A 15000-nucleotide genomic window follows, 5' to 3' on the forward strand; every position below is an offset into this window, starting at 1 on the left:
CCAATCGTGCCAACATTGACGTGCGCCTTCTTTCTCTCGAACTTTTCTTTGGACATGCCCGTATCCCCTCAGAGATCCACTGCAATCATAGCGAGCGCCAACCGTCGGTCGACGCTATCGTTTCTTGGCGACGGTCTCGGCAATACTGGCCGGGACCTCGTTGTATTTAGCGAACTCCATGCTGTAGCTCGCACGTCCCTGCGTTGCCGAGCGCAGGTCGGTGGCGTAACCGAACATCGATGCCAGCGGCACCTCGGCGCGGATGATCTTGCCCGAAGGCGTGTCTTCCATGCCCTGAATCATGCCGCGGCGGCTGTTCAGATCGCCCATGACATCGCCCATGTTCTCCTCGGGCGTGACCACCTCGACCTTCATGATCGGCTCGAGCAAGACCGGCTTACCCTTGGCCGCGCCTGCCTTGAAGGCCATCGAGCCGGCGATCTTGAACGCCATCTCACTCGAATCGACCTCGTGGTAGGAGCCGTCATAGAGGGTTGCCTTGACGTCGACCACCGGGAAACCCGCGATCACGCCATTGGTCATGGCCTCTTGGATGCCCTTATCCACCGCCGGGATGTACTCCTTCGGCACCGCGCCGCCGACGATCTCGTTCGAGAACTCGTAGCCAGCACCTGGCTCTTGCGGCTCGAGGCGGATGTAGACATGGCCAAACTGACCGCGACCACCGGATTGGCGAGCGAACTTGGTCTCCTGCTCGACCGTGGCGCGTAGCGTCTCGCGATAGCTGACCTGCGGCGCGCCCACATTGGCCTCGACATTGAACTCGCGCCTCATCCGATCGACGATGATCTCCAGATGCAGCTCGCCCATGCCGGAGATGATGGTCTGGCCTGACTCTTCGTCCGAGCGCACCCGGAACGAGGGGTCTTCCTGCGCCAGCTTCTGCAGCGCCACGCCCATCTTTTCTTGGTCGCTCTTGGTCTTCGGCTCGACCGCCACCGAGATCACCGGCTCCGGAAACTCCATCCGCTCCAGCGTGATCGGCTTGTCGAGCGCGCAGAGTGTCTCACCGGTGGTGACATCCTTGAGGCCCACCGCAGCGGCGATATCGCCAGCGCGAACCTCTTTGATCTCCTTGCGGTCGTTCGAGTGCATCTGCAGGATGCGCCCAATCCGTTCCTTCTTGCGCTTGACCGGATTCAACACGCTGTCACCGGCGTTGAGTACGCCCGAATAGACGCGGAAGAAGGTCAAGGTGCCGACATAGGGGTCGGTGGCGATTTTGAACGCCAGCGCCGCGAAGGGGGCGTCATCTCGCGACGGACGCTCCTCGACGGTCTCGGCGGCGTCATCCAGCACGCCCTTGATCGGCGGCACTTCGGGCGGCGACGGCAGATAGTGGATGACCGCATCCAGCATCGCCTGCACACCCTTATTCTTGAACGCCGAGCCGCAAAGCATCGGCACGATCTCGTTGGCGATACAGCGCTTGCGAATGCCGGCGCGAATCTCTTCCTCGCTGAGTTCACCACCCTCGAGATACTTCTCCATCATCTCTTCGGTCGCCTCGGCCGCAGCCTCGACCAGCTTCTCGCGCCATTCGGCGCAGGCATCCGCCATCTCGGCCGGCACCTCGCGGGCATCGTAGGTCAGCCCCTTGTCCTCGTCGTTCCAGTAGATCGCCTTCATCCGCACCAGATCGACGACACCAGCGAAGTCTTCCTCGGCACCGATCGGCAACTGCAGCGGCACCGCAACCGCGCCGAGCCGAGCCTGTACCTGAGCCACGACGCGCAGGAAGTTGGCGCCCATCCGGTCCATCTTATTGACGAACGCGATGCGCGGCACGCCGTATTTGTTGGCCTGACGCCACACGGTCTCCGACTGCGGCTCGACGCCACCGACGGCGCAGAACACGGTACAGGCACCATCGAGCACCCGCAGCGAACGCTCCACCTCAATGGTGAAGTCGACGTGCCCGGGGGTGTCGATGATGTTGATGCGATGCTCGGGGAACTGCTGATCCATTCCAGACCAGAAGCAGGTCGTCGCCGCCGAGGTGATGGTGATCCCGCGCTCCTGCTCTTGCTCCATCCAGTCCATCGTCGCAGCGCCGTCATGCACCTCGCCGATCTTATGCGACAGGCCGGTGTAAAACAGGATGCGCTCAGTCGTCGTCGTCTTGCCGGCATCGATGTGCGCCATGATGCCGAGGTTTCGGTACCGATCGATTGCTGTGCTACGTGCCACGACTGCGTTGCCTATTGCCTGAGGTGAATGCGAGGAGCTGCGCGCGGTTGCGCTACCAGCGATAATGCGAGAAGGCCTTGTTGGCCTCCGCCATGCGATGCGTGTCTTCCTTCTTCTTGACCGCAGTGCCACGCGCGTCGGCCGCGTCCATCAGCTCACCGGCGAGACGAAGCGCCATCGATTTCTCGGAGCGTTTGCGCGAGGCGTCGATCAACCAGCGCATGGCTAGGGTGTTGCGCCGCGATGGGCGTACCTCGACCGGCACCTGATAGGTCGCACCACCGACGCGGCGGGACTTGACCTCGACCATCGGGCGCACGTTCTCCATCGCGCTATCGAGCAGCTCGAGCGGCTCGGCGCCCTTCTTCTCGACCACCCGATCGAGCGCGCCATAGATGATGCGCTCGGCAACGGCCTTCTTGCCGTCTTCCATCAGCATATTGATGAACTTGGTGAGCAGCTCACTACCGTGTTTCGGGTCCGGCAGGATCTGGCGACGACCAACGATGCGTCTTCTCGGCATTGCTTTTCAGGCTCCGACTACCTAATACAAGGGTTAGCGCGTTCGACCAGCGATGCGATGGACGAGGCGATGAACGAAGAGCGTCTTAGCTCTTCGGGCGCTTGGCGCCATACTTGGACCGACCTTGGCGGCGTTTCTCGACACCGGAGGCATCCAGTGTGCCGCGCACGGTATGATAGCGCACACCCGGCAAGTCCTTGACACGACCGCCACGGATCAGCACCACCGAGTGCTCTTGCAGGTTATGCCCTTCACCACCGATGTAGGACGCAACCTCAAAGCCGTTGGTCAGCCGCACGCGCGCGACCTTTCGCAGCGCCGAGTTAGGCTTTTTCGGCGTGGTGGTGTAGACACGGGTGCAAACACCGCGCTTCTGAGGACAGGCCTCGAGCGCTGGGACCGTGCTTTTTGCCACGCGGCGTTTGCGCGGATGACGCACCAATTGGTTGACTGTCGCCATGACTGACTCCGACGGCTTGAATGCAATGTCTATGCACTAAAAGTCCGAGCCCGCAGCCCCTGGCTGGCGACGCTCGATCTTGAGATTTTGGTTTGAGGACACCACCGTAGCCCTTGATAGCACCCTCGATTAGCGCGGGACGCGCCGCAGCCAATCTTCCCACCCCAGAGAAAAACAGGGCGGTGAACTCGTCAGCGAAGGACGAGGACGCAGATAGACGACGGATAAGTCGACGAGAAGGGCGTGCCGCAGCGACCATGCCACTCAAAACACTCGCCGGCAACAAGAGCATGCCGGCGAGCTAAGACGAGAAGTATATTCGGCTCCGCTATCCCTGTCAACGCAGGATTGCAGAATCATGACCAGCCCCTGAGCAGGCCCCCGAACAGGGGCTGGTCTCGGCCTCAGTCAGCCGCAGACTCCTGCGTGTTCAGCGCCTGCTTCAAAGCAGCGGTCAATTCTTCGGTCGCCATTTCCATGCGCTCCGCCGCGTCTCCACCGCCATCGGGCTGACGCCGCCGCCGACGCTCATTGTGATGCGCCAAGCCGGTACCAGCAGGGATCAGACGCCCGACGATGACGTTCTCTTTCAGACCATTGAGCCCGTCGACTGAACCACGTACCGCCGCCTCGGTCAGCACGCGGGTGGTCTCTTGGAACGAGGCTGCGGAGATGAACGACTCGGTCGCCAACGAGGCTTTGGTGATGCCGAGCAGCAGCGGCTCATAGAGCGCTGGATGCTTATCTTCGGCCTTCACGCGCTCGTTCTCAACCAAGACCGTCGCTTGATCCACCTGCTCGCCGCGCAGCAGGTTGGTATCGCCAGCGTTGGTGATCTCGACCTTGCGCAGCATCTGGCGCACGATGACCTCGATGTGCTTGTCGTTGATCTTCACACCCTGTAGCCGGTAGACGTCCTGAATCTCCTTGACCAGGTACTCGGCCAGCGCCGTCACACCCTTCAGGCGCAAGATATCGTGCGAACTCATCTCGCCATCGGAGACGATCTCGCCACGCTCGACGCGCTCGCCCTCGAAGACGTTCACGTGTCGCCACTTCGGAATCAGCTCCTCGATGGTCTCACCGTCGTCGGTGGTGATCACCAGGCGCTGCTTGCCTTTGGTCTCCTTACCAAAACTGATGGTTCCCGTGGCCTGCGCCATCAATGCGGGGTCTTTCGGCTTGCGCGCCTCGAACAGGTCGGCAACGCGCGGCAGACCACCAGTGATATCGCGGGTCTTCGAGGATTCCTGCGGGATGCGCGCGAGGATGTCGCCGACGCCGACCTCGGCGCCATCGGAGACGGTGACGATCGCCTCCGAGGGCAGGTAGTAGCGTGCCGGCAGATCGGTGCCGGCGATATTCAGCTCTTCGCCATCGGCATCGAGCAGTTTGACCATCGGACGTAAGTCCTTACCGGCTGCGGGACGCTGTTTCGGATCCATGATCTCGAGCGACGCAAGACCGGTGACATCATCGGTCTTGCTCTGCACGGTGACGCCGTCGATGAAGTCCTCGAAGCGCAAGACACCCGCGACCTCAGTGACCACCGGATGGGTATGCGGATCCCAGGTCGCGACGATGGCGCCAGCCTCGACCTTATCGCCATCGTTGATCGCGACGGTGGCGCCATAGGGGATCTTGTAGCGCTCCTTCTCCAGACCCTTCTCATCACTGACGGTCAGCTCGCCGGAGCGCGAAACCGCGACCAGGTTGCCGCTGTGGTGCTGCACGGTCTTGAGATTGTGCAGCTTGATGGTGCCGGCGCCCTTGACCTGTACATTGCTCACGGCGGCCGCTCGCGACGCGGCACCGCCGATGTGGAAGGTGCGCATGGTCAGCTGGGTGCCGGGCTCACCGATCGATTGCGCGGCGATGACACCAACGGCCTCGCCCATATTGACGCGATGGCCACGCGCCAGATCACGCCCATAACACTGAGCGCAGACGCCCAAACGCGACTCGCAGGTGATCGCCGAGCGCACCAGGACCTGATCGATACCCTCGGCCTCAAGCTGCTTGACCCAGCCCTCATCGAGCAGGGTGCCGGCCTCGCAGACGATCTCGTCGGTGCCGGGACGATAGAGATCCTCGGCGGTGACACGACCGAGGATGCGCTCGCGCAGCGGCTCGACCACGTCGCCGCCCTCGATGATCGGGGTCATCGACAGCCCATGCTCGGTGCCGCAGTCCACCTCGAGCACCACCATGTCCTGGGCCACATCGACCAGGCGGCGGGTCAGATAGCCGGAGTTGGCGGTCTTCAGCGCCGTATCGGCCAAGCCCTTGCGCGCGCCATGGGTCGAGATGAAGTACTGGATGACGTTCAGCCCTTCGCGGAAGTTGGCGGTGATCGGCGTCTCGATGATCGAGCCATCGGGTTTCGCCATCAGCCCGCGCATGCCGGCGAGCTGCCGGATCTGCGCCGCCGAGCCACGCGCGCCGGAGTCGGCCATCATGTAGATCGAGTTGAACGAGTCCTGCTCGAGCGGCGTGCCGTCGCTATCGGTGAGCGCCTTGCCATCGCTATCAACGACCTGATCCTTACCGAGCTTGCGCATCATGGACTTGGCGACCAAGTCATTGGTACGCGACCAGATATCGACCACCTTGTTGTAGCGCTCGCCGTTGGTGACCAAGCCCTGGGTATACTGGTCCTCGATCTCCTTCACCTCGTCCTCGGCATCGCCGATGATGCGCACCTTTTCGTCCGGCACCTCCATGTCCTCAAGGCCGATCGAGACGCCAGCACGGGTCGCCATGCGGAAGCCCATGTACATGATCTGGTCAGCGAAGACCACGGTGTCCTTCAAGCCCAGCACGCGATAGCAGGTGTTGATCAGGCTTGAGATCTGCTTCTTGCCGAGCGCACGGTCGACCAGCTCGAACGGCAGCCCCTCGGGCACGATCTCCCACACCAGCGCGCGGCCAAGCGTGGTCTCGCGCACACCGGTACGCTCCTCGATGCGGCCGTCTTCCTCGCGCACGACCTCGCGGATCAGCACCTTCACCCGCGCCTGCAGCGCGGCATGGCCGGTCTCGTAGGCGCGCCGCGCCTCATCAATGCCGGACAGCACCAGCCCCTCGCCCTTGGCGTTGATGCGCTCGCGGGTCATGTAATAGAGGCCGAGCACCACGTCCTGCGACGGCACGATGATCGGCTCGCCATTGGCCGGCGAGAGGATGTTGTTCGACGACATCATCAGGGCGCGCGCCTCGAGCTGCGCCTCAAGCGAGAGCGGCACATGCACGGCCATCTGGTCGCCGTCGAAGTCAGCGTTGAACGCGGTACAGACTAGCGGATGGAGCTGGATCGCCTTGCCCTCGATCAGCACCGGCTCGAAGGCCTGGATACCAAGGCGGTGCAAGGTCGGCGCGCGGTTGAGCATCACCGGATGCTCGCGGATCACCTCTTCGAGGATGTCCCAGACCTCGGCCGTGCCGCGCTCGACCATCTTCTTTGCCGCCTTGATGGTCGGCGCCAGCCCGCGCAGCTGCAGCTTGCTGAAGATGAACGGCTTGAACAGCTCAAGCGCCATCAGCTTCGGCAGGCCGCACTGATGCAGCTTCAGCGTCGGGCCGACGACGATGACCGAACGACCGGAATAGTCGACGCGCTTACCGAGCAGGTTCTGCCGGAAGCGGCCCTGCTTGCCCTTGATCATGTCGGCGAGCGACTTCAGCGGGCGCTTGTTGGTGCCGGTGATGGCGCGCCCACGACGACCGTTGTCGAGTAGCGCATCGACCGACTCCTGCAGCATGCGCTTCTCGTTGCGCACGATGATGTCGGGCGCGATCAGATCGAGCAGCCGCTTGAGGCGGTTGTTGCGGTTGATCACGCGCCGATAGAGATCGTTCAGGTCCGAGGTCGCGAAGCGGCCGCCGTCGAGCGGCACCAGCGGGCGCAGTTCCGGTGGCAGTACCGGCAGCACGGTCAGGATCATCCATTCCGGCCGATTGCCAGAAAGCTGCAGCGACTCGATCAGCTTCAGCCGCTTGGTCAGCTTCTTCAGCTTGGTCTCGGAGTTGGTGGCTTCCATGTCCTCGCGCATCTTGCGCATCTCGGCATCGAGATCCAGGCTGCGCAGCAGCTCGAACACGGCCTCGGCGCCCATGCGCGCGTCGAACTCGTCGCCGTGGGTCTCGAGCGCCTCGAGATACTGATCATCGGTGAGCAGTTGATTGCGCTCGAGATCGGTCATCGCCGGATCGATGACGACAAAGGACTCGAAGTAGAGCACGCGCTCGATGTCACGCAACGTCATGTCGAGCAAGAGCCCGATGCGCGAGGGCAGCGACTTCAGGAACCAGATGTGCGCGACCGGGCTCGCCAGGTCGATATGACCCATGCGTTCGCGGCGCACCTTGGCCAGGGTCACCTCGACGCCGCATTTCTCGCACACCACGCCGCGGTGCTTGAGGCGCTTGTACTTGCCGCACAGGCATTCGTAGTCGCTCACCGGGCCGAACACCTTGGCGCAGAACAGCCCATCGCGCTCCGGCTTGAAGGTGCGATAGTTGATGGTCTCCGGCTTCTTGACCTCGCCATAGGACCAGGAGCGGATCATCTCCGGCGATGCCAGGCCGATGCGGATCGCGTCGAATTCCAACGCCTGCCCCTGCTGCTTGATGATTCTGAGAAGATCTTTCACGACCTAGCCTCCTTAGGAAAGAGTGGGCCGACGGCCAAGGGCCAACAGCCAGTATTCGGTTGCCCCCAAATGTGATCCAGATGCGATCCAGATACGATCAGGGGGTTGCCATCAAGGCGGCCCGGGGCGGAGACGGCGGCGCCTCCACCCCACAGACGACAGATCAATCCTGCTCGAGTTCGATATTGATGCCGAGCGAGCGGATCTCCTTGACCAGCACGTTGAATGACTCGGGCATCCCGGCCTCCATCCGATGGTCGCCATCGACGATGCTCTTGTACATCTTGGTCCGGCCAGCGACGTCGTCCGACTTCACGGTCAGCATCTCCTGCAGGGTGTGCGCGGCGCCATAGGCCTCGAGCGCCCAGACCTCCATCTCGCCGAAGCGCTGACCGCCGAACTGCGCCTTGCCGCCCAGCGGCTGCTGGGTCACCAGGCTGTAGGGACCGGTGGAGCGTGCATGCATCTTGTCGTCGACCAGATGGTTGAGCTTGAGCATGTACATATAGCCGACGGTCACCGGGCGCTCGAACGGCTCGCCGGAGCGGCCATCGTAGAGCGTGGTCTGGCCCGTGCTCGAGAGCCCGGCGAGATCCAGCATGTACTTAATCTCCTCTTCGGTGGCGCCGTCGAAGACCGGGGTCGCGAGCGGTACGCCGCCGCGCAGGTTGGCGGCCAACTCCAGCACCTCGTCATTGCTCAGGCTGTCGAGATCCTCGAGCTTGCCGCTGCTGTTGTAGACCTTGGCCAGAAAGCCTCGCAGCTCTTCGACATCGGCTTGCGCGCGCAACATGGCATCGATGCGCTGCCCGAGCCCTTTCGCGGCCCAGCCGAGGTGGGTCTCGAGCACCTGACCGACGTTCATGCGCGAGGGCACGCCGAGCGGATTGAGTACGATATCGACCGGCTCACCGTCGGCACTGAACGGCATGTCCTCCTGCGGCACCACGCGCGAGATGACGCCCTTGTTGCCGTGGCGCCCGGCCATCTTGTCGCCCGGCTGAATGCGCCGCTTGACCGCGACATAGGTCTTGACCATCTTCAGCACGCCCGGCGGCAGCTCGTCGCCCTGGGTGATCTTGCGTTTCTTGATCTCGAAGCGTTCACGGAACACCTCGCGCTGCTCCTTGATCTGCGCCGCGACCGCCTCGAGCTGGGCGGCCGCCTCCTCGCTGCGAATGCGGATCTCGAGCCACTTGTCCTTGCCTTGGCCCCCGGCGAGATCGGTCAGATACTTCTTGGTGATCTTGTCGCCCGCCTTGAGTCCGCCGGGACCACCATCGGCCACCTTGCCGACCAGCATCTTCTCGACGCGCTGGAAGGTGTCTTGCTCCATGATGCGCAGCTGATCGGCCAAGTCCTTGCGCACCCGCTCGAGTTCCAGTTCCTCGATCTCGGTCGCGCGCTTGTCCTTCTCGACGCCATCGCGGGTGAAGACCTGCACGTCGACCACGGTCCCGGCCATGCCGGACGGCAGCCGCAGTGAGGTGTCTTTCACGTCCGAGGCCTTTTCGCCGAAGATCGCGCGCAGCAGCTTCTCCTCCGGGGTCAGCTGAGTCTCGCCCTTGGGCGTGACCTTGCCGACCAGGATGTCGCCGTCGCGCACCTCGGCGCCGACATAGACGATGCCGGACTCATCGAGCTTGCCGAGCGCCGCCTCGCCGACATTCGGGATGTCGCTACTGATCTCCTCGGGGCCGAGCTTGGTATCGCGCGCCAGACAGGTCAGCTCCTCGATATGGATGCTGGTGAAGCGATCCTGCTGCACCAGGCGCTCCGAGATCAGGATCGAGTCCTCGAAGTTGTAGCCGTTCCAAGGCATGAAGGCGACGCGCAGGTTCTGCCCCAACGCCAGCTCGCCCATGTCGGTCGACGGACCATCGGCGAGCACGTCGTTACGCACCACCTGATCGCCAGGTACCACCAGCGGGCGCTGATTGATGCAGGTGTTCTGATTCGAGCGGGTGTACTTGGTCAGGGTATAGATATCGACACCGGCCTCGCCGGGTTCGGTCTCGTCGTCGTTGACCCGCACCACGATGCGGCCCGCGTCGACCGCTTCGATCACGCCGCCGCGCCGCGCCCAGACCACCACGCCCGAGTCCTTAGCCACGACCCGCTCCATGCCGGTGCCGACCAGCGGCTTCTCGGCACGCAGGGTCGGCACTGCTTGGCGCTGCATGTTCGAGCCCATCAATGCACGGTTGGCGTCGTCGTGCTCAAGGAAAGGCACCAGCGAGGCTGCGACCGAGACGATCTGCCGCGGCGAGACGTCCATGAATTCGACCTCCTCGGGCGCCTTCATGGTGAACTCGTTCATGTGCCGACAGGAGACCAGGGCGTCGGCCAGTCGGCCGTCGTCATCAAGGGTCGCGTTGGCCTGGGCGATGACATAGCCGCCCTCCTCGATCGCCGACAGATGCACGATCTCGTGGGTCGCCTGACCGCCCTCGACGCGGCGATACGGGGTCTCGAGGAAACCGTACTTATTCGTCCGCGCATAGACCGCAAGCGAGTTGATCAGACCGATGTTCGGCCCCTCCGGGGTCTCGATCGGGCAGACCCGGCCATAGTGGGTCGGATGCACGTCGCGGACCTCGAAGCCGGCGCGCTCGCGCGCCAGACCGCCCGGGCCGAGCGCCGAGACACGCCGCTTGTGGGTGACCTCCGAGAGCGGGTTGTTCTGATCCATGAACTGCGACAGCTGTGACGAGCCGAAGAACTCCTTGATCGCCGCCGAGACCGGTTTGGCGTTGATCAGCTCCTGCGGCATCAGGCCCTCGGACTCGGCCAGCGACAGGCGCTCCTTGACCGCGCGCTCGACGCGCACTAGGCCGACGCGGAACTGGTTTTCGGCCATCTCGCCGACGCAGCGGATGCGCCGATTGCCGAGGTGGTCGATATCATCAACGGTACCGCGGCCGTTGCGCAGCTCGACCAGCACCTTGAGCGCATCGACGATGTCGGAGCGCTCGCCCTGCTCCTCGACCAACTTGGTCGAGAAGGCATCGGTGCGCTGGGAGAAGTAGCGCCCGTCGTAGAGGATGCCCGGACCCTCGGTCTCCTCGCGCAGCAGGCGGCGGTTGAATTTCATCCGACCGACGGCCGAGAGATCGTAGCGCTCCGGGGCGAAGAACAGGTTGTGGAACAGGTTCTGCGCAGCCTCCTTGGTCGGCGGCTCGCCTGGGCGCATCATCCGGTAGATCTCGACCTGGGCCTCGAGATCGTTGGTGGTCTGATCGATGCGCAGGGTCTCGGACAGATAGGGACCGTGGTCGAGATCGTTGACGAACAGCGTCTCGATCCGCGTGATGCCCTTCTCACGCAAGGCCTCGAGCAGTTCCTCGGTGAGTTCGGCATTGGCCTCGGCGATGATCTCGCCGGTCTCGGTGTCGACCTGAGTGCGCGCTAGGGTGCGACCGATCAGAAACTCGTCCGGCACCGCGAGGCGCTCGACGCCGGCCTTTTGCAAGGCGCGAATATGCTTGGCTGTGACCCGCCGACCGGACTCGACCAAGACCTCGTCGTCGAGCGTGATCTCGAAATTGACCGTCTCGCCGCGCAGGCGCTCCGGCACCAATTCCAGCTCGAGCGCGTCGCCGAGATGGAAGGTATCGGTCTCGAAGAACAGCGCGAGGATATCGTCGACGCCATAACCGAGCGCGCGCAGCAGCACCGTCGCCGGCAGCTTACGCCGGCGGTCGATGCGCACGTAGACGTTGTCTTTCGGATCGAACTCGAAATCGAGCCAGGAGCCGCGATAGGGAATCACCCGCGCCGAGAACAGGAGCTTACCGGACGAATGGGTCTTGCCCTTATCGTGGTCGAAGAAGACGCCGGGCGAGCGATGCAACTGCGAGACAATCACGCGCTCGGTGCCGTTAATGATGAAGGTGCCGGTCTCGGTCATGAGCGGCAGGTCGCCCATGTAGACCTCTTGCTCACGCACGTCCTTGACCACCTTGGCGCCCGCCGGGGCATCCTTGTCGTAGATCACTAGGCGCAGCAGCACACGCAGCGGCGCGGCATAGATCGCACCGCGCAGATGGCATTCACGAACATCGAAGGCCGGCTCGCCGAGCCGGTAGCTGACATATTCCAGGACCGCGTTACCAGAATAGCTCTCGATAGGCAGCACGGTCCGGAACGCGGCGTGCAAACCGACCTCGTCGCGCTCCTTCGGCCCCTTTTCCAGCTGAAGAAAGTCGCGATAGGAATCGATCTGGGTCGCCAGCAGGAACGGGACCTCCATGATCGTCGGGCGCTTGCCGAAGTTCTTGCGGATGCGCTTCTTTTCGGTAAACGAATAGGGCATGCTGCCTTCCCTCGTAATAGGTCTTTGTGTAGCCTTGAACGTCCGCCGCAAAAGCGGATGCTAAAATCGAGCGCCCGCATCCCAGCCCGGCGCTAGCCCTATGATCGGAAACGGCAAAAGGCCGGCGGCCTGAAGCCGCCAGCCTTGGTCGATCCCGGCTTTAGGGCAGGGTGCAAGGAGCGCGTGTTATTTGATCTCGACGGTCGCGCCCGCCTCCTCGAGTGCCTTCTTCGCCGCCTCGGCGTCGTCCTTCGAGACGCCTTCCTTCAGCGTTGCCGGGGCGCCTTCGACGGCGTCCTTCGCTTCCTTCAGGCCAAGGCCGGTCAGGGCGCGCACGGCCTTGATGACCGCGACCTTGTTGGCACCAAACGAGGCCAGGACCACGTCGAACTCGGTCTGTTCCTCGGCTGGGGCCGCGTCGGCGCCACCACCAGCAGCCGGAGCCGCAGCGACGGCCGCCGCTGCAGTCACGCCAAACTTCTCTTCCATCGCACTGATGAGGTCGACGACCTCCATCACCGTCATATTGGCGATGGCGTCGAGGATGTCTTCTTTAGAAACCGCCATGGGCTCTTCTCCGATTCAATGATTCGTTGCAATGATTGATCGCTATCGCCGGGACTTCATGCCCGGAGCGAGGATCAAGCCGCCTCTTTCGCGTCGCGGACAGCACTGAGGGTACGCACCAGCTTGCTCGGGACCTCGTTGAGCGTCGTCGCCAGTTTCTGCGCCGGTGCTTTCATCACCGACATCAGCTGACTGATCGCCTCATCGTAGGTCGGCAGCTTCGCCAGCTTGCTGAGTTCGGAGCCATCCATGAGCGTTCCGCCGACCGCAATCATGCGGACCTGAAATTCCTTGTTATCCTTGGCGAAACTTTCAGCGACGCGGCCCACGGAGCCGGGGTCGGACTGTCCGAACGCAAGCAGCAGCGGACCACTCAGCGCCTCGTCCATGCAGGCAAAGTCAGTACCAGCCAGCGCACGCTTGGCCAGTGTATTCTTGACTACCCGGACATAGACCCCGGCTTTACGCGCTTCGACGCGCAGCTTAGTCAACTGCTCGACGGTCAGTCCGCGATACTCGGCACCAACCGCCGAGTGGGCGCTCCGAGCCACCTCCGCGACCTCGGCGACGATGCGTTCTTTCTGGGCAAAGGTCAGTGCCACAGACGTCACCTCCTGATCGATGTGACGTTAGACTGAAGGTCTAACTTAAGAAAATCAGTCCATCACTCCATGACGAGAACCTGATCATTGAACGTGTACCCTTGCCAGAGAACTGGTTCCGGGGCACCATCTGCGCAGGCAGCGATTAAGCCGAGCCACGCGCGTCCTCACGCGCGGATCAACGCCTGCGGTCTTTGACGGACGACGGCCACAGGGCCGCTGTCCCAAAGCTCGAGCGAGGCGGCGGCGTGCGTCTCGACGAGACACGCGCCGCTACCGAATCTTGCGACAGCGATCAGAACGCCAGCGCGCTGTGATCGATCGTTAGCCCCGGCCCCATGGTCGATGAGACCGTGACCTTCTTCATGTAAACACCCTTGGCCGCGCTGGGCTTGGCCTTGGCCAGATTGGCCAAGAGCGCCTCGAGATTTTCCCGGAGCTTATCGGCGTCGAAATCCATCTTGCCGAGCGGGCAGTGAATGATGCCGGCCTTATCGGTGCGATAGCGCACCTGACCTGCTTTGGCATTCTGCACCGCCTCGGCCACGTTCGGCGTGACCGTGCCGACCTTCGGGTTCGGCATCAGGCCGCGCGGACCGAGCAGCTTACCGAGCTGTCCAACGACCCGCATCGCATCGGGCGAGGCGATGACCACATCGAAATCCAGATTGCCGCCCTTCATCTCCTCGGCGAGGTCTTCCATGCCGACGCGATCGGCGCCAGCCTCGGTGGCCGCATCTGCATTTGCGGCCTGGGTGAAGACCGCGACGCGCACCTGCTTGCCAATGCCATGCGGCAACACGGTCGACCCACGCACCACTTGGTCGGACTTGCGCGGATCAACACCCAGGTTGACGGCGACATCGATATTCTCGATGAACTTGACGCTCGAGATCGACTTCAGGAGTTCAAACGCCTCTTCGGCCGCATAGGAACGACCGGCCTCCACACGCTCACGAATCGCCGTTTGACGTTTGCTCAGCTTTGCCATTACGCCACCCCCTCAACCTTCAGTCCCATGGCTCGCGCGCTGCCGGCGATGGTGCGGACCGCGCCCTCGAGATCCGCCGCATTCAGATCCGGCATCTTGGTGTTGGCGATCTCTTCGATCTGCGCGCGCGTCACCGTGCCGACGATGGCGGTATTCGGTGTGCTGCTGCCCTTGGCCACACCGGCTGCTTTCTTCAGCAGAATCGCCGCTGGCGGCGTCTTCGTGATGAAGGTGAAACTGCGATCCGAATACACGGTGATCACCACCGGCGTCGGCAGCCCTTTCTCGAGTTCTTGGGTCTTGGCATTGAAGGCCTTGCAGAACTCCATGATGTTGACGCCGTGCTGACCCAAAGCCGGACCGACCGGCGGACTGGGGTTGGCCTCGCCGGCCTTGACCTGCAATTTAATGTAGGCGGTGACTTTCTTCGCCATTCTGTTGAGGCTCCTGTGGGTGCAAACGCTGATCGCGCGACCAGCTCCCCGACGCGTGGACCGCGTATGACACGGCCGTGAACGAAATCAATGGGCGGTCGATCGCAAGGATCGGCCCATTGAGGATAAAAAGGCTTGAGTTAGCCCTTCTCGACCTGACTGAACTCGAGTTCGACAGGGGTCGATCGTCCAAAGATGGAGACCGAGACCTTGACCCGGCTCTTCTCGTAATCGACCTCTTCGAC

The 15000-nt window shown here is 62.9% G+C and carries 10 protein-coding genes (1 of these 10 only partly in view); all 10 read right to left on the reverse strand.

Annotated elements, in window-relative coordinates:
• Positions 1 to 114: 114 nt before the first annotated feature.
• A complete protein-coding gene (gene fusA, locus AC54T3_RS16210; protein WP_496626354.1) occupies positions 115 to 2211 on the reverse strand; it encodes an elongation factor G in 2097 nt (698 codons plus the stop codon).
• A gap of 52 nt (positions 2212 to 2263) precedes the next feature.
• Entirely contained in the window at positions 2264 to 2734 is a 471-nt protein-coding gene (gene rpsG, locus AC54T3_RS16215; RefSeq protein WP_496626355.1) for a 30S ribosomal protein S7, read from the reverse strand.
• Between the two features lie 85 nt (positions 2735 to 2819).
• Positions 2820 to 3194, reverse strand: coding sequence for a 30S ribosomal protein S12 (gene rpsL / locus AC54T3_RS16220; RefSeq protein ID WP_496626356.1), 375 nt, complete (start codon positions 3192 to 3194; stop codon positions 2820 to 2822).
• A gap of 404 nt (positions 3195 to 3598) precedes the next feature.
• Positions 3599 to 7846, reverse strand: a complete 4248-nt coding sequence (rpoC, locus tag AC54T3_RS16225; RefSeq protein WP_496626357.1) for a DNA-directed RNA polymerase subunit beta' — start codon at positions 7844 to 7846, stop codon at positions 3599 to 3601.
• A gap of 163 nt (positions 7847 to 8009) precedes the next feature.
• Positions 8010 to 12161 carry a DNA-directed RNA polymerase subunit beta gene (gene rpoB / locus AC54T3_RS16230; protein ID WP_496626358.1) on the reverse strand — a complete coding sequence of 1384 codons (4152 nt, stop codon included), beginning with the start codon at positions 12159 to 12161 and terminating at the stop codon, positions 8010 to 8012.
• A gap of 186 nt (positions 12162 to 12347) precedes the next feature.
• Entirely contained in the window at positions 12348 to 12728 is a 381-nt protein-coding gene (rplL, locus tag AC54T3_RS16235) for a 50S ribosomal protein L7/L12 (protein ID WP_496626359.1), read from the reverse strand.
• Positions 12729 to 12802: 74 nt separating this feature from the next.
• Positions 12803 to 13330: a 50S ribosomal protein L10 gene (rplJ, locus tag AC54T3_RS16240; protein WP_496626360.1), complete on the reverse strand. Its 528-nt coding sequence runs from the start codon at positions 13328 to 13330 to the stop codon at positions 12803 to 12805.
• Between the two features lie 295 nt (positions 13331 to 13625).
• On the reverse strand, positions 13626 to 14321 hold the full coding sequence (rplA, locus tag AC54T3_RS16245; RefSeq protein ID WP_496626361.1) for a 50S ribosomal protein L1: 696 nt from the start codon (positions 14319 to 14321) through the stop codon (positions 13626 to 13628).
• Positions 14321 to 14755 (reverse strand): 50S ribosomal protein L11, encoded by a 435-nt coding sequence (gene rplK, locus AC54T3_RS16250; RefSeq protein WP_496626362.1) that lies wholly within the window; start codon positions 14753 to 14755, stop codon positions 14321 to 14323. The genes rplA and rplK overlap by 1 nt, the downstream gene beginning before the upstream one ends.
• A 140-nt stretch (positions 14756 to 14895) precedes the next feature.
• Positions 14896 to 15000, reverse strand: partial view of a transcription termination/antitermination protein NusG gene (nusG, locus tag AC54T3_RS16255; RefSeq protein ID WP_496626364.1) — the end only. The gene runs 429 nt beyond the window's last position; only the last 105 of its 534 coding nucleotides appear in the window; its start codon lies off the right edge, out of view; the stop codon is at positions 14896 to 14898.

It is taken from the genome of Halochromatium sp. NSM3 (assembly GCF_059621085.1).

Excerpts from the sequence above, each read along its gene's own strand:
- rpoB (WP_496626358.1), bottom strand. The coding sequence starts at position 12,161 with ATGCCCTATTCGTTTACCGAAAAGAAGCGCATCCGCAAGAACTTCGGC.
- rplK (WP_496626362.1), bottom strand. The coding sequence starts at position 14,755 with ATGGCGAAGAAAGTCACCGCCTACATTAAATTGCAGGTCAAGGCCGGC.
- rpsG (WP_496626355.1), bottom strand. The coding sequence starts at position 2,734 with ATGCCGAGAAGACGCATCGTTGGTCGTCGCCAGATCCTGCCGGACCCG.
- rplL (WP_496626359.1), bottom strand. The coding sequence starts at position 12,728 with ATGGCGGTTTCTAAAGAAGACATCCTCGACGCCATCGCCAATATGACG.
- rpsL (WP_496626356.1), bottom strand. The coding sequence starts at position 3,194 with ATGGCGACAGTCAACCAATTGGTGCGTCATCCGCGCAAACGCCGCGTG.
- rplA (WP_496626361.1), bottom strand. The coding sequence starts at position 14,321 with ATGGCAAAGCTGAGCAAACGTCAAACGGCGATTCGTGAGCGTGTGGAG.